Here is a 19,451-nt window from a genome sequence, read left to right as displayed (position 1 = left end):
TCAGTGGGCACCACCGGCCGAGGTCTGCCGGGGCTTCTTCAGGAAGAGGACGGCGAGCAGCGCCACGATCAGCGCCATGCCGAGCAGATAGAAGGTGTCGCTGAAGGCGAGGACATAGGCCTGCTTCTGCACGATACGGCCGACCGCGACATAGGCGCGATGCGCAGCGTCCGCATGGTCGAGGACACCGTGGTTGATGAAATACTGGGTGAGTTGCTCCAGCCGCGTGCGCGTCGCCTGCCCGAATACCGAGACCGACTGCATCAGCACGTTGGAGTGATACTGCTCGCGCTTGGTCAGCACGGTCTGGAGCAGCGCGATGCCGACCGCGCCGCCGAGATTGCGCATCATGTTGAACAGGCCGGAAGCCGAACCGGCATTCTCGGCCTCCATGCCGGCGGTCGCCACCGCCGACAGCGGCGCCATGACCAGGGCCTGTCCGACCGCGCGAACGACATTGGGCCACAGCAGCTGGTCGGCGGCGTAGTCGTTGCTCATGTAGATGTTCATGAAATTGGATGCCGCAAACAGCGCGAAGCCGATGCCGATGATGATCCGCGCATCGAAGCGCTGCATCAGGCGCGGCACCAGCGGGATCAGCACCAACTGCGGCAGTCCGGTCCAGGCCAGCACCATGCCGATCTGCTCGGCATTGTAGCCCTGGATGCGCGACAGATATTGCGGCAGGATGAACACAGAGCCGTAGAGCGCGATGCCGAGCAGGAAGTTCGCGAGCATGCCGAAGCCGAAATTGCGTCGCACCAGCAGGCGCACGTTCAACAGTGGCTTCTTCACCGTGAGCTCGATGATGAGGAAGGCGGTCAGCGCCACGGCGGCGATGATCGACAGCTTGACGATGAAGGGCGAGCCGAACCAGTCGTCCTTGTTGCCCTCCTCCAGCACGGTCTGGAGCGCGGAAAGGCCGATCGCCATGGTGATGATGCCGGCCCAGTCGCCCTCGCGCAGGAGGGACAGCTTCATCGGCTTGGCCTCGAGCGCGTACCAGAGCATGCCAACCATGATCGCGCCGGGCACCAAATTGACGTAGAAGATGTACTGCCAGCCGAAATTCTCGGTGAGATAGCCGCCGATGGTCGGCCCGATCGCCGGTGCGAACGTCGCCGACAGTGCGAACAGCGCGAGGCCGACCGGCTGCTTGCCGCGCGGTAACAGCATGATGATCAGCGTGAAAGCCATCGGGATCAGCACGCCGCCGGTGAAGCCCTGGATCGCACGCAGCACGATCATCTGAGACAGATCCTGCGCCAGCGCGCAGGCTGCGGACAGAGCCAGGAACAGGATCGCATTGGTGAGCAGATAGATTCGGATCGAGAACACCTGCGCGAGCCAGCCCGACAGCGGGATCACCACGATCTCGGCGATCAGATACGAGGTCGAGATCCAGCCGCCGTCGTCGATGCCGGCGCCGATCGCGCCCTGGATGTCGGCGAGCGAGGCGTTGACGATCTGGATGTTCAGCACCGCCATGAAGGCGCCGAGCGTCGCGCCGATCACAGCGATCCAGGTTTTCGCGGGCACCGCCCGAGCGGCGGGGGTGGGAATGGTGGCGGCGGATGCGACGTTGAGGGCGGGTTGGAGCGTGCTCATGGAAGCCTCGTCTCGGGTACGGAGACAGGATGCGATAGGCGGACGATTTCGATAATCGAGGAAGTCCTGGAAGGATCATCCGGCAGGATTTGACAATCCTGCCGGAGCCTTCCGGCGTCAGCTCCCGTCGGGGCGGGAGTCGTTGTTGGCGAGACGTTTGGCCGTCTCGCGATCGGCCAGCACCGTCGCCTTGGTGTCGATGGTCGGCACCGCGGACATGCCGGGGCGCAGCAGGCCGGTGAGACTGTGGTCGTCGAGCACGATCTTCACCGGAACGCGCTGCACGATCTTGGTGAAGTTGCCGGTCGCGTTGTCGGGCGGCAGCAGCGCGAATTCGAGCCCGCTCGCCGGCGACAAGCTATCGACACGGCCGTGCAGGGTCCGACTGCGGAAACTGTCGACGTGCAGCTCGACCGGCTGGCCGGGCCGCACATGCGTGAGCTGGGTCTCCTTGAAGTTGGCAACGACATAGACCGCATCGAGCGGCACCACCGCCATCAATTGCGTGCCGGCTTGCACGTATTGGCCGACGCGCAAGCTGCGGGCGCCGATCGTGCCGTCCACCGGCGCGGTAATCTCGGTATAGGACAGGTTCAACGCCGCCTGCTGCGCGACCGCACGGGCACGCTCGAGCTGGGCCGCGGCCTGGGCGCGCTGCGTGGTGAGCACGTCGATCTTGCGCTGTGCAGCCAGAAGGCCGGATTTGGCGTGCTGCAATTGCGCATTGCTGGCGCGTAGCGCCGCATCGGTCTGCTGCGCACGCTGGATCGTGCCGGAGCCCGACTTCATCAGGTCGTCGTAGCGGGCGCGCTCCTCCTGCGCGAATTTCAGATTGGCATCCGCAGCAGCGACATCAGCCGTGCTTTGCTCGATGATCGGCTGTTGCAGTTCGAGCTGGGCATCGATGTTGCGTACGGATGCTTCGGCAGCCGCGACATCGGCGCGGGCTTGGTCGAGTGCCGCCTTGAAATCGCGGTCGTCGATCTTGGCCAGCAGCTGGCCTGCCTTGACCTTCTCGTTGTCGCCGACCAGCACCTTTGCGATGTACCCGGAGACCTTCGGCGCGATGATCGTGGAGTCCGCCTTCACGTAGGCGTCGTCGGTGGTCTCGAGGTAGCGGCCGCTGGTCCAGTAATCGTGTCCGTAGTAGGCCACGGCTGTCGTCCCCGCGAGGAGCGCGAGCACCAAGGCCGCGCGCCGGACCATGTTCCGGGCCGGGATAGCTGGCGGCACCTTGGAGCAATCGCGAGTGATTTCAGTCGCTTGCTGGAAGATCTCGGTGCGGGGCATCTCGGACATTGCGGTCTCCTGTCGGCTCGCTGAGACTATCGGTCTTGCCGGCCCGGATGATAATTGGCAAAATTCTGAAAGGATTATCCGTTGCAAGTGGATAATCGGAGCCATCGGCTTGGTTCGCAATGTCTAGCGGGTCAGGCTCGCGACTGCGCCAGAGTGATTGCTGCCTCTGTCGCGCGATTGCTGCTGATGCGTACATCCTGGTGCAGGGAAGCATGGATCGATTGACCAGCCTCGAAGTATTCAGCCGGGTGGTCGAGACCGGTGGCTTCTCCGCAGCAGCCCGCAAGCTCAACATGTCGACCACCATGGTGAGCAATCACATTCAGGCATTGGAAGACCGGCTCGGGGTGAGGCTGCTTCACCGCACCACGCGCAAGGTCAATCTGACCGAGATCGGCAAGGCCTATTACGACCGCTGCGTCCAGATCCTCGCCGACATCGAACAGGCCGACGACATCGCGAGCGAATTGCAGTCGGTGCCTCGCGGCACGCTGCGCATTCACGTCGCCACCCATATGGTGCCGTTCGTCGCCCCGGTCGTGGCGAAACTGCTGTCGACCTATCCGGAGCTCAAGATCGATCTGCGCATGGGCGAGGCCGATGTCGATCTCATCGAGGAAGGCTACGACGTTGCGCTGCGCATGATCCCGCCGCCCGATTCGAGCCTGATCGTGCGGAGCCTAGCCACCTGGCGTCACGTGCTGTGCTGCTCCCACGATTACATCGAAAAGCACGGCCGGGTGCAGAAGCTCGACGAGCTCACCGGGCATAATTGTGGTCGGCATTTGAACTATCCGTTCGGCGACGAATGGCGTTTCCTTGATCGCAAAGGCACACCAGCCGCCGTGCGTATCTCGGGCAGCTTCGTCACCAATAGCGGCGAAGCACTGCGCAAGGTCGCCCTGGAGGGTGCGGCCGTCTGCCTGATGGCAGGGTTTCTCATTCAGGACGATCTCGAAGCCGGCCGTCTCGTCCGCCTCTTGCCGGAATATCGAACGGTCGAGCTCTCCATGAATGCGGTCTATCCGCATCGTCATCATCTGTCGGCGAAAGTCAGGACCTTCATCGACCTGCTCGTGCACCACAGCGCCGAGCAGCAGAAGCTGATCAACCCGTATTCATGAGCGACGCTGCGCTCAGGCCGCTCGCGCCGCTCTCGGCCGCGCGAGCAGGGATTCGACCTCGGTCTTGACCGACACGATCGCAGCCTCTTTCACGGGCCCATAGCCGCGAATGTCCATGGGGGCCTTCGCTACGGCAACGAGATCCGGAAGACGCGCCGTGTCGAGCTCGCCCAGCATCCGCTCGATCAGGCCCTCATACCAGGCGATCAGTTCGCGCTCAGCGCGCCGTTCTGCGGTATAGCCGAACGGATCGAACGGCGTGCCGCGCAACCCTTTCAAGCGCGCGAGCATGGCCAGAGGCATCTGGATCCATTGGCCGAAGACACGTTTGCGCGGACGTCCACGTGCATCGCGCCGCGACGGCAGGAACGGCGGGGCGAGGTGATACTGGATTGTGAAGCCGTCCTCGAATTCGCCCTTCAACTCGTCGAGGAAGCCGATTCGCATGTGCAGTCGCGCCACCTCGTACTCGTCCTTGTAGGCCATCAGCTTGAACAGCGCGCGAGCGACCGCCTCGGTCAGCGCCTCGCTGTTCAGGTTCGCTTCGGCATTACGCACTTTTGCGACGATCGTCTGGTAGCGCGTCGCATAGGCCGCATTCTGGTAGGCCGTGAGGAACTCAGCACGCCGGGCGATGAGCTGCTCGAGCGTCTCGGCTTCGGGCGCACCGTTTGCTTTCGGCACAAAGTCCGGATCGGCCGCGGCGATCCGACCCCAGGCCAAGGCCTGCTTGTTACGCTCGACGGCGACGCCGTTGAGCTCGATCGCACGAAGCAACGCCTGCAGCGAGACCGGAACCAGACCGCGTTGCCAGGCAAAGCCCAGCATGATGATGTTGGAATAGACAGCATCGCCGAGCAGGCGCTCGGCCAGCGCATTGGCATTGATCGTGTCGAGATTGTCATTGCCGACGACCTGACGGATTGCGCGCAGGCGAGCTGGCGAAGCGAGATCGGCATCGCGGAAGCGGACAACGTCGCCGGTCGGCATTTCCGCCGTGTTGACCGCGGCGCGCGTGCCGCGACGATAGGTGCCGGACGCCTTCGGCGAAGAGCTGACGACGAGGTCGCAGCCGATCAGCGCATCGGCCGCACCCTGGTCGATGCGCACCTGGTGCAGCGCGTCGGGACTTGACGCAATGCGGATGTAACTCAGTACGGGCCCGAATTTTTGCGCAAAACCGGTAAAGTCCAGCACCGAGACGCCGCGACGCTCGAGATGCGCGGCCATGCCGATCAGCGCGCCGACCGTGATCACGCCGGTGCCACCGACGCCGGTGACAAGCAAGTCATAGGGGCGGTCGAGTGTTGCGGGCGCGGGTAGGGGTAGCGTGGCTGCGCGGCCGGCTACGTCGATCTGGCTCGCGCTCTTCTTCCGACGCGTCGCCCCCTCGATGGTAACAAAGCTGGGGCAGAAGCCGTTCAGGCAAGAAAAATCCTTGTTGCAGGCCGACAGGTTGATCTGGCGTTTGCGGCCGAACGGCGTCTCCTTCGGCTCGACGCTGAGACAGTTGGATTCGACCGAGCAGTCGCCGCAGCCCTCGCAGACGAGATCGTTGATGTAGGCGAAGCGCTTGGGATCGACCATCTGTCCGCGCTTGCGCCGGCGCCGCTTCTCGGTAGCGCAGGTCTGCTGATAGATCAGCACCGAGACGCCGGGGATCTCGCGCAGTTCGCGCTGCACGGCGTCCATGTCCTCGCGGGGGTGAATGGTCACGCCGCTGGGCAGGTCCGCCGGGCTGAACTGCGCGGGATCGTCCGACACCAATGCGATGCGTGCCACGCCTTCGGCGCGGACGCTGTGTGCGATGGCATGCACGCTGACGGGGCCGTCGACCGGCTGGCCGCCGGTCATCGCGACGGCATCGTTGAACAGGATCTTGTAGGTGATGTTGGCGCCAGCCGCGATCGCCTGCCGGATCGCCATCGAGCCGGAGTGATAATAGGTGCCTTCGCCGAGGTTCTGGAAGATGTGCTTGTGGCCGGTGAATCGCGACGATGCTGCCCAGTTCACGCCCTCGCCGCCCATCTGGATCAGCGAGGAGGTCTCGCGGTCCATCCAGCTCGCCATGAAATGGCAGCCGATGCCGGCGAGTGCCTTCGATCCCTGAGGCACTTTTGTCGAAGTGTTGTGCGGGCAACCGGAGCAGAAATACGGCGTGCGTGTTGCGCCGCTGACGTTGATCGTGCGCGCCGCTTCCGGCATTAAGGCGGCTGCGCGGGCCGCGAGATTGAGGCCGGGAAACATCGGATCGAGCCGGCGCGCCAGCACGGAAGCGAGGGCCCGCGGCGACAATTCGCCAATCCAGGAAATCAGCCTTGCGCCGGTTTCGTCATGCTTGCCCACCATGCGCTCCGGCTTGCTGCCGGGATAGTCGTAAAAGTATTCCTTGAATTGGCTCTCGATGATGCCGCGCTTCTCCTCGACCACGAGGATCTCGCGCTTGCCTTTCACGAAGTCCATGGCGTCATGCAGCGCCAGCGGCCAAACCATGCCGACCTTGTAGACGTCGATGCCGATGCTGCGGCAGGCAGCTTCATCCAGGCCCATCAACCGCAGCGCCTCCATCAAGTCGAGATGCGCCTTGCCTGTGGTCACGATGCCGTATGTCGCGTCCGGAATGTCGTAGATGTGGCGATCGATCGGGTTGGCCTTGGCGAAGGCATAGACCGCGTGCTTCTTCGCCTCCAGCCGTTCCTCGATCTGCGGACCCGGCAAGTCGGGCCAGCGATAGTGCAGGCCGCCCGGCGGTGGCGTGAAGTCGGGCATTCGGAAGGCGCGCGGCGGGCGCAGCGCGACGGATGCGCCTGATTCCACGATCTCCGAAATCGCCTTGAAGCCGACCCACATGCCGGAGAAGCGGCTCAGTGCATAGCCATACTCGCCGAAAGCCAAATATTCGCCGACATCGGCCGGGTGCAGCGTCGGCATGAACCAGCTCATGAAGGCGACATCTGACTGGTGCGGCATCGAGGAGGAGACGCAGCCATGATCGTCACCGGCGACCACCAGCACGCCGCCATGCGGCGAGGAGCCATAGGCGTTGCCGTGCTTGAGCGCATCGCCGGAGCGATCGACGCCGGGGCCCTTGCCGTACCAGAGCCCGAACACGCCATCGACCTCGCGGTCCCCTTGCGTCTCGACCTGCTGCGAGCCAAGCACCGCGGTCGCCGCGAGGTCTTCGTTGACGGCCGGCAGGAATTCGATGCGATCCCGTTTCAGCCGTTCCTGAATGCGCCACAGCTCGAGATCGATGCCGCCGAGTGGTGAGCCGCGATAGCCCGAGATTAAGCCCGCGGTGTTGAGACCGCTCGCCCGGTCGCGACGCGCCTGATCGAGTGCGATGCGGACGATGGCCTGCGTGCCCGTGAGGAAGACGCGGCCCTCCTCGCGATCGTAGCGATCAGCGAGTTCGTAAGTATCGAGTGACGGAATGGCGTCCATGGCGGACCTCGCGGGGCATCCTGCCCAACGATGGAAGGTTATGCCTTGGTCGTTGGTAGGTCCTACCTATTTATCCGGTACCAAGGCCGCATTCGGTAGAATTTTGCATTGTGATGGCGAATTTGGTAGGTTTGATCGAATTGGTGAGGCGTTCATGATCGAAGAGCAGGACACGCGCATTCTCGCCCACCTCCAGAAGGATGGCCGTGCGACCAACCAGCAGCTCGCGGATGAAGTCGGCATGTCCACCTCGGCCTGCTGGCGGCGGGTGCGGGCGCTCGAAGAGAGCGGCGTCATCCAGGGCTATGCGGCGCTGGTCGCGCGCGAGCAGGCGGGCTTTGCGATGTCCGCCATCCTTCACGTCTCGCTGGAGCGGCACGATGCGAAGTTCGTGGACGAGTTCGTTACGCGGGTGACGAAGCGCCGCGAGGTGCTGGAATGCTTCGCGACCACGGGCGATGCCGACTATCACTTGCGCGTCGTCGTGCAGGATATGGCGGCCTACAACCGCTTCCTCGACGAGTTCATGTTCCGTATTCCCGGCATCCGCTACGTCCGCAGCAATGTGGTGCTGAAGGAGATCAAGACGAGTGTGGCGCTGCCGTTTTGAGGCAAGGTCAGGGATCCGCGGCTCACGCCGTCTGGCGGAACCAGCATCGGTGCTGATGTGCTCACCATACCTGGAACGTCGTGGTTGCGGACGCATGTCAGGCTCGCGGCCGGCATGTGACCGATCGCGATCCTCTCTGAGCTCACGAACTTTTTGCCTCTCCTCCGGCCCTGAGCAGAATCATGAAGGCCAGGACGTGGCTGACGAGCAGCAGTGGTACGTAGAGGGTCGGAATATAAATGCCCGCGCCGAACAGGCCGGGATCCGGGATCTTCGTCGCGCCCATGTAGTACGCGTTCAGGAGGTCGAGCGTCCCCCAAACGTTGAAGATCCAGACCACAGGGATAGCGATAGACCATCGCCATGAGAGAGCCGCCATCGACAGAAGCGCGAGGACGGCGGCGATAAGATCGCCCCATCCCACCTCGGCGGCAAAGCGCGAACTCAACTCCGCAGAGACGAATCCGGTCACCATGAAGTTCATTCCCAAGAACCTGAACGCATGGAAAGCTGCGATGAGTCTCAGGGCGTCATAGCGCGGCATCACGCGGATCGCCGGCCAAACGTAGATGGCGGCGACCACCGAGCTGGTCAGGAAAGCGCCGGCGACGCTGAGAACGAATGGAAGATTGAAGTTCGGCGGCACGTTCTGAGTCCCTATGTTTGACCCTGCTGTCGAGCCCGGACGATGCCTATCGATCCGGCTCGACGTGGCGACGCTCAGGGTTTGGCCATGAGCAGGCGGAGCGGCATGAGCGGACCGACCGCGATGTACTCGTGGTCGATGAGATTCTGCTTGGCCAGCGGCAGGCCTTCCATGATCGCGTGCCCTTCGGCGACATCCTTGACGCTCAGCAGGAAGACGGCTCCGCGCCCATCGGACCGCGAATACCATTCGCGAACCATCCCGTTGAGATAGAGCTGGGTGGTTTGCCTGATTTCATCGGGCATCACCGCCATGACCTGTTCGCGTGTGATGCCGGGCCTGACAGTCACAATGACCATCACGCCGGTTGTCGGTGAGGTGGTTTGCGCTTGGGCAAGGGATGGCTCTGCCATGGAGGTAACACCTGTCAGTGTGAGGGTGAGTGCCAGGACGATGTTGCGGATTGCCTTCATCGGTTTCATCTCTCCGATCGCGGCCATGGCCGCGATGTCGCAAATGTCGGACGCACCCAGCGGCGCATTTGCGATCCTGATGTAAGGCCGTCTTTGCGAGAGCGACTATTCGCGATAATATTGATAGGCCATGAAGCAGAACTTCACAGTCAGGCAGGGTGCGCTCGACGGTGTGGAGGCGTTCCTGAGCGTCGCCCAGCACCGCAGTTTCCGCCGGGCGGCTGCCGAGCTCGGGGTGACGCCGTCGGCGATCAGCCAGGCGGTGCGCGCACTCGAAGCCCGCGTCGGCGCCGTGCTGTTCCTGCGCACGACTCGCAGCGTCAGTCTGACCGAGGCCGGCGAGCGGTTCTTTGCGCGCGCGAGGCCCGCCTTCGAGGAGCTCGTCGCGGCAAGCGGGGCCGCGCGCGACCTTGGACAGCGGCCGGCTGGGCTCCTGCGCCTCACTGTCCCGCGGTCGGTCGTGCCGATTCTGCTGGAGCCCCTGGTCGCCTCGTTCTGTCAGGCATTTCCGGAGATCGAGGTGGAGCTCGCTGCAAGCGAAGAACTGGTCGACCTCGCCGCCGGTGGTTTCGATGCCGGCATCAGGATGGGGCAGTTCATCTCCCCGGACATGGTTGCGGTCCGCCTGACGAAACCGTTGCCTTTCCTGATCGTGGGCAGCCCGGGCTACCTTGAACGCCGCGGCCGGCCGCGGCGGCCGGACGATCTGCGCGAGCACGCATGCCTGAGATTGCGGCGATCAAACGGTGCTCTCGCGCCGTGGTCGCTCAACGACGGCGGTCGTTCGATCGAGATTGCGGTTGCAGGTCCCTTCATCGCCAATGACTTCCCGACGATGCTAGGTGCCGCCGTCGAAGGCGTCGGCCTTGCGCAAGTGCCAGGGCCGCTGGCGACCGACGCCGTCAGAACGGGAAAACTCGTCGCCGTGCTGGAGAAGTTCGCGCCGATGACGCCGGGGGTGTTTCTCTACTATCCCAGCCATCGACAGATCATGCCGAAGCTCAGAGCCTTCATCGATCACGTGAAGGGCCGATCCCGGGCCGCGCGCTGAGCGCTGCGCTATTGCCCCTCCCGCACGAACCTGTTCCGCAGCGTGCCGATGCCGGTGATCTCGATCTCGACGACATCGCCGTGCTTGATGTCAGGCGAGGCGCCGTCCGTGCCCATCCAGATCACATCACCGGGCCATAGCGTGAAATACTTCGTCAGTTCGACCAGGAACGGCACCACGCCGAAGATCATGTCGCCGGTCAAGAAGCGATTGGTCTCCGTGCCGTTGACCCGGACGATCGTCTCCATCTTGTCGAGATCGGCTTCGGTCTCGATCCACGGGCCCATCGGCTTGAACGTATCGGCGTTCTTCGAGCGCCACAGGCTGCGGTCGGCCTTCTGCCAGCTGCGTTCGCTGACGTCGTTGCCGATGGTGTAGCCGAACACGCAATCCATCGCGTTCGCTTCGGTGAGATGCTTCACCTTCTTGCCGATGACCACGACGAGCTCGCCCTCGTAGTGGATCTTGTCCGTTGCAAAGGAAGGGATCACGACGTCTTCGTCGTGGGCGATCAGCGCGTTCTGCGCGCGGTAGCCGATCTCGGGCCGGTCGGGGACCGCCGGAATCTCGCCGCGCTTGTCGGCGGCCTCCTTCAGGTGCTTCAGATAGTTCAGGCCGACGCAATAGAAGGTGCGCGGGATCAGCGGCAGCTCGATCTTGACGTCGCCAAGCGGATACGTGCGCGAGGTGCGTTGCCATTCACAGAGCGGATCGCCGTCGATCGCGACGACTTCGTCGTTCTCGACGAGACCCCAGGAGGTCACGCCCGAGGCGGTGAATTTCAACCAGCGCATGATGCGTCCTCGTTGTTATTCCGCGGCATCGCGCGGTTGCATCTTCCAGGCACCGGCGGCCGGCCGTTTCAGTCCGAGATTTTCGCGCAACGTCTTGCCGCGATAGTCTTTCTGGAACAGGCCGCGCCGCTGCAATTCCGGTACCACGTGTTGCACGAAATCGGCGTAGGAGCCGGGCACGTAAGTCGCCGCAACGACAAAGCCGTCGCAGCCGCGCTCCACGAACATCTCTTCAAGTCTGTCGGCGATCTCCCTGGGACCGCCGACCATCGCGTCCTGCACCTGGCCGCGGCCGGAGAAAGTGACGAAGTCGCGTGCGCTCGGGTTGCTCTTGCCTGACGTCTTCAGTACGCCGTCGCGGATGCCCAGGATGCCTTGCATGCTCTTCAGCTCTTCCGTGGTCAACGGCTCGTCGATATCCTTGGAGGCGAAGTCATAATTGAGCGCTTCGGCGAGCAGCGAGAGCGCGTCGATTTCGAGCGGCAGTTTGTTGATCAACGCCATCTTGTCCTCGGCCTCCGCCTTGGTCGCGGCGCAGACCGGCGTCGTCAGGTTGCAGAGGAACATCTGGTCGGGACCGCGGCCGGCTTTTGCGGCCTCGTTGCGCACGGAAGCATAGCCTTCCTTGGCGGCAGCGAGGTTGCGCGCGGCGGTGAAGATCACCTCGCCCCAGCGGCCGGCAAAGCGCTGACCGCGGCCGGATGCACCGGCCTGGATGATGACGGGATGGCCTTGTTGCGAGCGCGGCACGGTGAACGGACCTCGAGACTTGAAGGCCGGCCCCTGGTGGTCGAGCCGCTTCACCTTGGTCGGGTCGGCAAAGCGGCCGCTGGTCTTGTCCATGATGAGCGCGCCGTCTTCCCAGGTGTCCCAGTGGCCGAGCACGACCTCCATGAACTCATCGGCGCGGTCGTAGCGGGAATCGTGTTCGGGATGGGAGTCGCGGCCCATGTTAAGCGCTTCGCCGTCGTTCAACGAGGTGACGACGTTCCAGCCGGCGCGGCCGCCGGACATCAGGTCGAGCGTTGCGAAGCGGCGGGCGACGTCGAACGGTTCGTAATAGGTGGTCGAGCAGGTCGCGCCAAGGCCGAGCTTCTCGGTGACGACGCCCATCGTGGTCAGCACGATCAGCGGATCCATCTTCACGCAGCGGATGCCGTATTCGACGGTGTGGGCGTGGTCGTTGCCATAGCGGTCCGGCATCGCCAGGCGGTCGTCGAAGAAGGCCATGTGGAACTTGCCGGCTTCGAGGATTCTGGCGATCTCCTGATAATAGTCTGCCGACATCGAATCGGCGCGCGAGTCCGGATGCCGCCAGGAGCTCGGCAAGTTCGTGCAGTTCTGTGCCTGAAGGAAGCCGACCAGTACCATCTGCCGATTCATGCCGCTGTTCTCCTGATGCCGTCAGGCCAGATCGAGCACCGTGTCGAGCCTGTACTCACGGGCCAGCGTGCGCAGCTTCTCCCACGTGGCATCCTCGATCTCGATGCCGTCGCGCAGGCGCTGCTGCTCGCGCAAACCCTCGATCTCGCCGGGATAGCAGACGCCCGCGCTGCCCTCGGACGGCGGCGTCGATTTCAGATAGCGCGCGAATTCCGCGACCTCGCGCTTGAACTCCTGCAGCGGGCGGAACGCAGCGACATTGAAGACCGCCATGAAGCAGCCGTCATTATGACGCCCCGTGGGCTCGACGCCAAAACCGAGACCGGTGAGCAGGCCGCAAAGCACCTCGACCATGGCGGCGAGGCCGCTGCCCTTGTAGCCTTCGCGGCCGCCGAGCGGCAGCAGCGCGCCGCCCTTGCGATATTGGGTGGGGTCGGTGGTGTGACGCCCCTCGGCATCGATGATCCATCCCGTCGGGATCTCCTCGCCACGCGCGACCGCGAGCTGGATCTTGCCGGCCGCCACCGCCGAAGTCGCCATGTCCAGACAGAAGGGTGCATCGAGATCGGACGGTACCGCGATCGAGATCGGGTTGGTGCCGAGCCGCGCCTCCTTGCCGCCGAACGGAGCGACGTGTTTCGGCGAGCGGCCGGAGTCCGCCGTTGCAATCCCGATCATGCCTTCGCGCATCGCCATCAAGGGATAGGCGGCGAGGCGGCCGACATGGCTCTGCCGGAACACGGTGCAGGCGGCAACGTTCGCGGTCTTCGCCTTCTCGATCGTCAGCGCCATGGCCTTTGCGTTGACGTGAAAGCCAAAGCCCCAATGACCGTCGATCACGGTCGTGGTCGGCGATTCCTGGACGATCGTCCACTTGGCGCCGGGAACGATATGACCGGCCTTGATGCGGTCGATGTAGGTGGGAACGGCGATCACGCCGTGGGAATCATGGCCGGCGAGATTGGCGTTGACGCATCCGATTGCGACAGCATCGGCCTCCTCCTCGGACGCCCCGGCGGCGCGCAGCAGGAAGGCGCTGACGCGCGTGAGGCGATCGGCCTTGACGATCGGCATGGCGTTCCCTCGGCTTGGTGCCCATCACAGGCTGCTTGTTGGGTGCCATCGTCTCAAAGCGCAGCAGCGATATCAATCTCGCATAAACCAACACAGGGCTGCAAATTCGTAAAGAGGACGCGCCTTTGGTCGAAGGGACGTCCCGCGCAGCGGCATTTCCGGCAATTTTGTGCTGCTCGTTCGCTGCTCGTTCACTTTGATCGACGGTTTGCAGTGCGCAATAACGACCACTTAGGCGATCGCCGTTCATAAAGGCACCGGGAGAAATAGGCAGAATTGCCGCGGGAGCTGAGATCGTGCCGACCACACTCGCGCGCACCTTTGCGGCGCTGAGCGCAATCAATGAAGCGATCCTCTACGCGAGATCGTCGGACGAGCTGTACCAGAAGGTCTGCGACGCCGGATTCTCGAGCGGGGACTTTCTGGCCGTTGCCGTCTTCCTGGTCGAGCCGGACGGCCGGCGCCTGCGATTCGCCGCCGGCTGCGGCGATGACATTCCGCGGCTGCGCTCGATTCTGATCACGACGGACGCCGGTACGCCTGAAGGATCTGGCGTCGGCGGCGAGGCATTCCGCGATCAGAAGCTGTGTGTCAGCAACGACTATCTGAACGATCCGCGCTCGCTGGCGTGGCGAGAGGGCGCCGCCAAGGCGCACATCGGTGCGGCGGCGGCGTTGCCGCTGCTCTGCAACGGCAAGAGCGTCGGCGTATTGTACGTGACGCGCAGAGAGGCCAACTCGTTGAACGAGCAGATGGTGTCGCTGTTCGAGCGCATGTCTGCGAACATTTCCTACGCGCTGGACAATTTCGCCCGCGAGACCGCGCGGCAGACCAGCGAACGGGCGACACGGCGGCTCAACCGCATGTTCGGCGCCATCAGCGCCACCAACGAGGCGATCCTGCGCGCCAAGACCGAGCAGGAACTGTACCAGCTCGTCTGCGATGCCTCCGTCCACAGCGGCAAGTCGCTGGCGACCATCGTGCTGCTCCGCGAGCCGGATTCGCACTGGATGAAGCCTGTCGCCGCCACTGGGCAGAATCTCGAGCTCGTCACCCAGGCGCGCTATTCGGTCGACCCGGAGAATCCGTGCGGCAAGGGCATCTCCGGCGAGGTGTTCCGGACGCAAAAGGCGATCGTCGAGGATGATCTCGCCAGCCGCACCAAGGGCTCGCCTTGGGGGCAGGCCAACATCGACACGGGCGTTGCCGCCTGCGTGGTCGCTCCGCTGATCAAGCGCGGCGAAAGCGTCGGCGTGCTCCTGTTCTTCATCAGCCGTTCCTGGGCCAAGGACGAGGAGATCGTCGCGCTGCTGCTGCGCATGGCGGAGAACGTCTCGTTCGCGATCGAAAATTTCCGCCGCGAGGCCGAGAAGGCCAGGATCGCGGCGGAAGAGGAACGTCTGGCGCGCATGTATGCGGCGCTCAGCGCCACCAACGAGGCGATCCTGCGCGCACGGTCACGCTCGGAGCTGTTCGACCTCGTCTGCGAGGCGACGGCCAAAGGCGCCAAGTTCACCTCGGCCAGCATTGCGTTGCTCGACCAGCGCGGCGAGCTGCTGCGCGTGGTCGCCAGCTACGGACCGAATGCCGACCAAGTTCGCAACTTCAAGTTTTCGATCTCCGATGAGGTGGCGGAAGGACACGGCCTGACCGGCACCGCGTTCCGCACGCGCCGGCCTGCCGTCAGTAACGACGTGCTCGCCGACGACCGCATTGCGCCCTGGCTGGCCAGCGCCCGCCGCAGCGGCATCGCGTCCTCCGCGGCGCTGCCGCTGTTCAACGGCGACCGGCTCGAGGGCGTTTTCCTGTTCAACTCCCCGGAGCGCGGCACCTTCACGCCCGAACTCGTCGAGCTGCTGTGCAAGCTCCAGGCCAACGTCTCCTTTGCGCTGGAAAGCTTCGATCGGGCCGAGGAGAAAGCACTAGCGGACAAGCAGCGCAATCGCCTCAGCGGAATGTTCGAGGCGCTAAGCGCAACCAATGAAGCCATCATGCGCGCCAAGACCCGCGAGGAATTGTTCGAGGCTGCATGCCAGGCGGCCGTCCTCGGCGATGTGTTCGCCTCGGCGACGATCGGCATCATCGACAAGGAAAAGGAGCTCGTTCGTGTCGTCGCGGTGAAGGGACGCCTGCAGGAGCAGATGGTCGGACGGAGCTGCAATATTTCCGCCGGCCATCCCGAGGGCCAGGGCATCATCGGCACCTCGCTCCTGACCCGCCGGCCCAGCGTCATGAACGACTATCTGCACGAGCCGCGTTCGGCCTACTGGCGGACGAAGGCGATCGAGGACGGAACGCGGGCGGCGGCCAGCTTCCCGCTTCTGAAAGCAGGCCAGGAGCCGGTCGGCATCCTGCTTTTTCTCGCGCCCGAAGAGAACACGTTCACGTCCGATCTGGTCGAATTGCTCGGGCGCCTCGCCGAGAACGTCTCCTTCGCGCTCGATAATTTCGATCGCGCCGAGGAGAAGGTCCGCACCGAGGCGCAAAAGGAGCGCTTGACGCGCATGTTCGCGGCACTGAGCGCCACCAACGAGGCAATCATGCGGGCGAAGTCGCGCGCCGAACTGTTCGACCTCGTCTGTCTTGCCGCATCGAACGGCGCCAAGTTCACCTCGACCACCATCGCGCTCGCGAAGGCCGACAGCGATCAGATCGAGATCGTCGCCAGCGCCGGACCGTCGTCCGGCACCACGCGTAATGTCCGCCTCTCGGTCGACCCCGAGCGCCCCGAGGGCCGGGGGATGGCCGGCACGGCGTTCCGAACCCGGCAGCCTTGCATCAGCAATGACTATCTCAACGACCGGCGCGTGAGCGCCTTCCATGCCATCGTTCGCGGCGACGGCGCGCGGTCCGGGGCGGCGTTGCCGCTGATCGTGCACGATCAACCTGTCGGCGTCATGATCTACATGTCGACCGAAAAGGACACCTTCACGCCCGAATTCGTCGAGTTGTTGCAACGTCTGGCCGACAACGTCTCCTTCGCCATGGAGAATTTCGATCGCGCCGACGAGAAGAGCAAGGCCGACGAGCGGATCGAATACCTCGCCTCGCATGACAGCCTGACCGACCTGCCGAACCGCGAGACTTTCAACGGGCTGCTGCGCGCGGCGATCGACACGGCGCAGCGCCGCGATCACCGTTTTGCGGTACTCTTCATCGATCTCGACCGCTTCAAGGTCATCAACGATTCACTGGGGCACGAGGCCGGCGACCTGCTCCTGCTCGAAGTGGCCAATCGTTTGCGCGGCGCATTGCGAGCGAGCGACGTGGTCGCGCGCCTCGGCGGCGACGAGTTCGTGGTGATCCTCGACCAGTGCGGCGAGATCGAGGACGTCCAGCGGATCGCGACCGAGCTGCTCGCGGCGCTTGCCGAGCCCATGGAGCTGGCCGGCCACGAGTGCCATACCACGGCTTCGATCGGCATCGCGATGTATCCGGCCAACGGCTCCGACGCGCAGACGCTGACAAAGAACGCCGACATGGCGATGTACCTCGCCAAGGAGGACGGCAAGAACGGCTATCGCTTCTTCTCCAAGGAGGTGAAGACGCAGTCGATCGAGCGGCTGTCGCTCGAGAGCGCGCTGCGCCGAGCGCTGGAGCGCGAGCAGTTCTCGCTGAACTATCAGCCCAAGGTGGATATGGAGACCGGTCAGATCACGGGCGTCGAAGCGCTGCTGCGCTGGACGCATCCCGATCTCGGCAGCGTCTCGCCGGCACAGTTCATTCCACTTGCGGAGGAAACCGGGTTGATCGTGCCGATCGGCCGCTGGGTGCTGAATGAGGCCTGCGCGCAGGCCATGGCCTGGCAGCGCCGCGGCCTGCTGCCGCTATCGATGGCGGTCAACCTGTCGCCGCGGCAGTTCGCAGACGAACATCTGTTGCAGGACATCGACGAGGCGCTCGCGGCCTCCGGCATGTCTCCGGTGCTGCTCCAGCTCGAGGTCACCGAGAGCATGATGATGCGCAATGTCGGCCGCGCGCTCAAGGTGCTCGACTCCATCCAGAGCCGCGGCATCCGTCTCGCCATTGACGATTTCGGCACCGGCTATTCGTCGATGTCGCTGATGAAGCACTTCCCGATCGACACCATCAAGATCGACCGCTCCTTCGTGCGCGACCTGCCCCAGGACTCGGAAGACCAGGCGATCGCACAGGCGATCATCAGCATGGGCAAGGCACTCGGCATGACTGTCGTCGCCGAAGGAGTCGAGAATGCCGAACAGGAGGCGTTCCTGCGGACCCATGGCTGCGACGAGATGCAGGGCTTCCTCATCTCCAAGCCGCTGGCGGCGCGGCAGATGATCGAGTTGCTGCGGCCGATTGCGCTGCCTGTCGCGCCGCCGCTCCAGCCGGAACCGGCCGACGAAGGCACAGCGTCACGGCTGAAACGCGCCGTCGTCTGAGGGCTGCGGGTGCAGCTCGCGGACCTCGTGTTCTCGCCCTTCGGCCTTGCTCGGAAAGTCCTGAGGCCCCGTCAGTGACGTCTGCTCGATGAACAGCGCGAGAATGCTGCGCGCGCCTTCGGCGAAACTCGTCCCTTCGCTCACATTCAACGCGCAGCAACAGGTTTTGCTCATCGGCTCCTGGTCGTCGACCATGGCCATGGCGGGGCCCCACCACCAGGCAGGTGCAGGCGAGCGCTCGCCCTCTGGCACGACATGCCAGCCGACGAACTCCTCCATTACGCGCTCGAATTCCAGGCGCGCAGCCTGATGCATGTGGTCGATGCTCCCAGAATCCGTGCCCGACGACACGCCGATGTGATCGTCACTTCGCTCGGAAAATCGGCTCGCGCATATGGGCCGAACCATGCAAGTCGACATCGTCGTCGGCAATGCGGAAATACGCAGCTGTCGGCGATGCGCCTGAGCAGCTGCGCATATGCATACTAGCCGCTCAAGGGCACGGCAGGCAAGCTATCGGAGTTACGGGTGCCTAACGCGACCTGAACGGATGCGCCTTCTGGTGCCAGGCCCAGGCCGTGCGGATGACCGTCGGCAGGTCGGAGTGACGCGGCACGAAGTTCAGCACCTTTCTCGCAGCAGAGGGGTCCGCGACCAGATAGGTGGGATCGCCGGCGCGGCGCGGCTTGATGGTATGCGGTACCTCGCGTCCGGTCTCCTGCCTGATGGCGTCGAGGATCTCGCGCACGGAAAAGCCGGAGCCTGTGCCGAGGTTGAAGCTGCCGCCGGCATGCCCTTGTTCCAGAAGCCTCAAGGCCGCGACATGGGCGGCCGCGAGGTCGGTGACGTGGATGTAGTCGCGGATCGCGGTGCCGTCGGGCGTGTCGTAGTCGTCGCCGAACACCGCGAAGTCGACATGCCCCTGAAGCGCCATCATCGCGCGCGGAATGAGGTGAGTTTCGTTGTCGCGCAGCTCGCCGATGCCACCAGCGGGGTCCGCGCCGCTGGCGTTGAAATAGCGCAGGCAGAACGCACCGAAGCCATAGGCCGTGCGGTAATCGGCGAGCATGCGCTCGATCATCAACTTCGATGCGCCGTAGGGATTGATCGGCGCACAGGGAAAGTCTTCCGGCAGCGCCTTGGAATCGGCGTTGCCATAGACGGCGCCGGTCGAGGAGAACACGATGCGATGGCAGCCCGCGTTGCGCATCGCCTGCAACAGCGACAGCGTGCCCTGGACGTTGTTGATGTAGTATTTCTGCGGGTCGGCCATGGACTCCCCGACGAGGCTCGCCGCCGCGAAATGCATGACCGCCGTGATCTTGTGCTCGGCGAAGGCGCGCGCCAGCGATGCGCCATCGAGCAGATCGCCCGTCACCAGGGGGCCGGCGACGAAGCTGCGATGACCTGTCGAGAGATTGTCATAAACGACGGGCTGATAGCCGGCGGCGGTCAGTGCGCGGCAGGCATGCGAGCCAATATAGCCCGCGCCCCCGGTGACGAGGACGGTCGGTCGGTCGGTCATGTCGTCTTCTGCTCTTC

At 64.1% G+C, this 19,451-nt stretch carries 14 protein-coding genes; 4 read left to right on the top strand and 10 right to left on the bottom strand.

All coding sequences use genetic code 11. From position 1 onward, the window contains the following. Complete coding sequence (locus P6U28_RS28080; RefSeq protein WP_407120284.1) at positions 1–1,608, bottom strand: MDR family MFS transporter; 1,608 nt, start codon at positions 1,606–1,608, stop codon at positions 1–3. 117 nt (positions 1,609–1,725) lie between these two features. Beyond that, a complete protein-coding gene (locus P6U28_RS28075; protein WP_129142633.1) occupies positions 1,726–2,907 on the bottom strand; it encodes an HlyD family secretion protein in 1,182 nt (393 codons plus the stop codon). A gap of 212 nt (positions 2,908–3,119) precedes the next feature. Between P6U28_RS28075 and P6U28_RS28070 the strand changes: the two genes are divergently transcribed. Further along, on the top strand, positions 3,120–4,031 hold the full coding sequence (locus P6U28_RS28070) for a LysR family transcriptional regulator (protein WP_129142632.1): 912 nt from the start codon (positions 3,120–3,122) through the stop codon (positions 4,029–4,031). Positions 4,032–4,043: 12 nt separating this feature from the next. On the opposite strand, the gene P6U28_RS28065 is transcribed toward P6U28_RS28070, so the two are convergent. Further along, positions 4,044–7,475 carry an indolepyruvate ferredoxin oxidoreductase family protein gene (locus tag P6U28_RS28065; RefSeq protein ID WP_129142631.1) on the bottom strand — a complete coding sequence of 1,144 codons (3,432 nt, stop codon included), beginning with the start codon at positions 7,473–7,475 and terminating at the stop codon, positions 4,044–4,046. A gap of 154 nt (positions 7,476–7,629) precedes the next feature. Between P6U28_RS28065 and P6U28_RS28060 the strand changes: the two genes are divergently transcribed. Further along, positions 7,630–8,085, top strand: coding sequence for an Lrp/AsnC family transcriptional regulator (locus P6U28_RS28060; protein ID WP_122400900.1), 456 nt, complete (start codon positions 7,630–7,632; stop codon positions 8,083–8,085). Positions 8,086–8,227: 142 nt separating this feature from the next. Here the strand turns inward: P6U28_RS28060 and P6U28_RS28055 are convergent, their stop codons facing one another. Both P6U28_RS28055 and P6U28_RS28050 read right to left on the bottom strand, forming a co-directional pair. After that, the gene (locus P6U28_RS28055; RefSeq protein WP_122400901.1) at positions 8,228–8,731 is read right to left on the bottom strand and encodes a hypothetical protein; all 504 of its coding nucleotides are present in this window, start codon (positions 8,729–8,731) and stop codon (positions 8,228–8,230) included. Between the two features lie 74 nt (positions 8,732–8,805). Beyond that, the gene (locus P6U28_RS28050; RefSeq protein WP_129142630.1) at positions 8,806–9,231 is read right to left on the bottom strand and encodes a hypothetical protein; all 426 of its coding nucleotides are present in this window, start codon (positions 9,229–9,231) and stop codon (positions 8,806–8,808) included. A gap of 103 nt (positions 9,232–9,334) precedes the next feature. Here P6U28_RS28050 and P6U28_RS28045 point away from each other — a divergent pair, with 103 nt between their 5' ends. Then, entirely contained in the window at positions 9,335–10,255 is a 921-nt protein-coding gene (locus P6U28_RS28045; protein WP_129142629.1) for a LysR substrate-binding domain-containing protein, read from the top strand. 8 nt (positions 10,256–10,263) lie between these two features. On the opposite strand, the gene P6U28_RS28040 is transcribed toward P6U28_RS28045, so the two are convergent. The 3 genes from P6U28_RS28040 to P6U28_RS28030 are packed head-to-tail and all read right to left on the bottom strand — an operon-like array spanning position 10,264 to position 13,506. Beyond that, positions 10,264–11,049 carry a fumarylacetoacetate hydrolase family protein gene (locus tag P6U28_RS28040; protein WP_129142628.1) on the bottom strand — a complete coding sequence of 262 codons (786 nt, stop codon included), beginning with the start codon at positions 11,047–11,049 and terminating at the stop codon, positions 10,264–10,266. Positions 11,050–11,064: 15 nt separating this feature from the next. Next, positions 11,065–12,432, bottom strand: coding sequence for an LLM class flavin-dependent oxidoreductase (locus P6U28_RS28035; protein ID WP_129142627.1), 1,368 nt, complete (start codon positions 12,430–12,432; stop codon positions 11,065–11,067). A gap of 21 nt (positions 12,433–12,453) precedes the next feature. Beyond that, positions 12,454–13,506: an Ldh family oxidoreductase gene (locus tag P6U28_RS28030; RefSeq protein ID WP_129142626.1), complete on the bottom strand. Its 1,053-nt coding sequence runs from the start codon at positions 13,504–13,506 to the stop codon at positions 12,454–12,456. Between the two features lie 296 nt (positions 13,507–13,802). Here P6U28_RS28030 and P6U28_RS28025 point away from each other — a divergent pair, with 296 nt between their 5' ends. Further along, positions 13,803–17,909 carry a GAF domain-containing protein gene (locus P6U28_RS28025; RefSeq protein ID WP_407120283.1) on the top strand — a complete coding sequence of 1,369 codons (4,107 nt, stop codon included), beginning with the start codon at positions 13,803–13,805 and terminating at the stop codon, positions 17,907–17,909. On the opposite strand, the gene P6U28_RS28020 is transcribed toward P6U28_RS28025, so the two are convergent. Beyond that, positions 17,883–18,224 (bottom strand): hypothetical protein, encoded by a 342-nt coding sequence (locus P6U28_RS28020; protein ID WP_122406376.1) that lies wholly within the window; start codon positions 18,222–18,224, stop codon positions 17,883–17,885. The genes P6U28_RS28025 and P6U28_RS28020 overlap by 27 nt on opposite strands. 217 nt (positions 18,225–18,441) lie before the next feature. Beyond that, on the bottom strand, positions 18,442–19,434 hold the full coding sequence (gene galE, locus P6U28_RS28015) for a UDP-glucose 4-epimerase GalE (RefSeq protein ID WP_129142624.1): 993 nt from the start codon (positions 19,432–19,434) through the stop codon (positions 18,442–18,444). Positions 19,435–19,451: the final 17 nt, after the last annotated feature.

The sequence above is a fragment of the Bradyrhizobium sp. STM 3561 genome (assembly GCF_045571455.1).
GTDB classification, from domain to species: domain Bacteria; phylum Pseudomonadota; class Alphaproteobacteria; order Rhizobiales; family Xanthobacteraceae; genus Bradyrhizobium; species Bradyrhizobium vignae.
This window is presented reverse-complemented; position numbering and strand designations above follow the sequence as displayed.

What these genes read in the sequence shown, in the direction of transcription:
- galE (WP_129142624.1), bottom strand. Translation starts at nt 19,434, where the DNA reads ATGACCGACCGACCGACCGTCCTCGTCACCGGGGGCGCGGGCTATATT.
- P6U28_RS28080 (WP_407120284.1), bottom strand. Translation starts at nt 1,608, where the DNA reads ATGAGCACGCTCCAACCCGCCCTCAACGTCGCATCCGCCGCCACCATT.
- P6U28_RS28050 (WP_129142630.1), bottom strand. Translation starts at nt 9,231, where the DNA reads ATGGCCGCGATCGGAGAGATGAAACCGATGAAGGCAATCCGCAACATC.
- P6U28_RS28030 (WP_129142626.1), bottom strand. Translation starts at nt 13,506, where the DNA reads ATGCCGATCGTCAAGGCCGATCGCCTCACGCGCGTCAGCGCCTTCCTG.
- P6U28_RS28020 (WP_122406376.1), bottom strand. Translation starts at nt 18,224, where the DNA reads ATGCATCAGGCTGCGCGCCTGGAATTCGAGCGCGTAATGGAGGAGTTC.
- P6U28_RS28035 (WP_129142627.1), bottom strand. Translation starts at nt 12,432, where the DNA reads ATGAATCGGCAGATGGTACTGGTCGGCTTCCTTCAGGCACAGAACTGC.
- P6U28_RS28065 (WP_129142631.1), bottom strand. Translation starts at nt 7,475, where the DNA reads ATGGACGCCATTCCGTCACTCGATACTTACGAACTCGCTGATCGCTAC.
- P6U28_RS28045 (WP_129142629.1), top strand. Translation starts at nt 9,335, where the DNA reads ATGAAGCAGAACTTCACAGTCAGGCAGGGTGCGCTCGACGGTGTGGAG.
- P6U28_RS28060 (WP_122400900.1), top strand. Translation starts at nt 7,630, where the DNA reads ATGATCGAAGAGCAGGACACGCGCATTCTCGCCCACCTCCAGAAGGAT.
- P6U28_RS28070 (WP_129142632.1), top strand. Translation starts at nt 3,120, where the DNA reads ATGGATCGATTGACCAGCCTCGAAGTATTCAGCCGGGTGGTCGAGACC.
- P6U28_RS28040 (WP_129142628.1), bottom strand. Translation starts at nt 11,049, where the DNA reads ATGCGCTGGTTGAAATTCACCGCCTCGGGCGTGACCTCCTGGGGTCTC.
- P6U28_RS28075 (WP_129142633.1), bottom strand. Translation starts at nt 2,907, where the DNA reads ATGTCCGAGATGCCCCGCACCGAGATCTTCCAGCAAGCGACTGAAATC.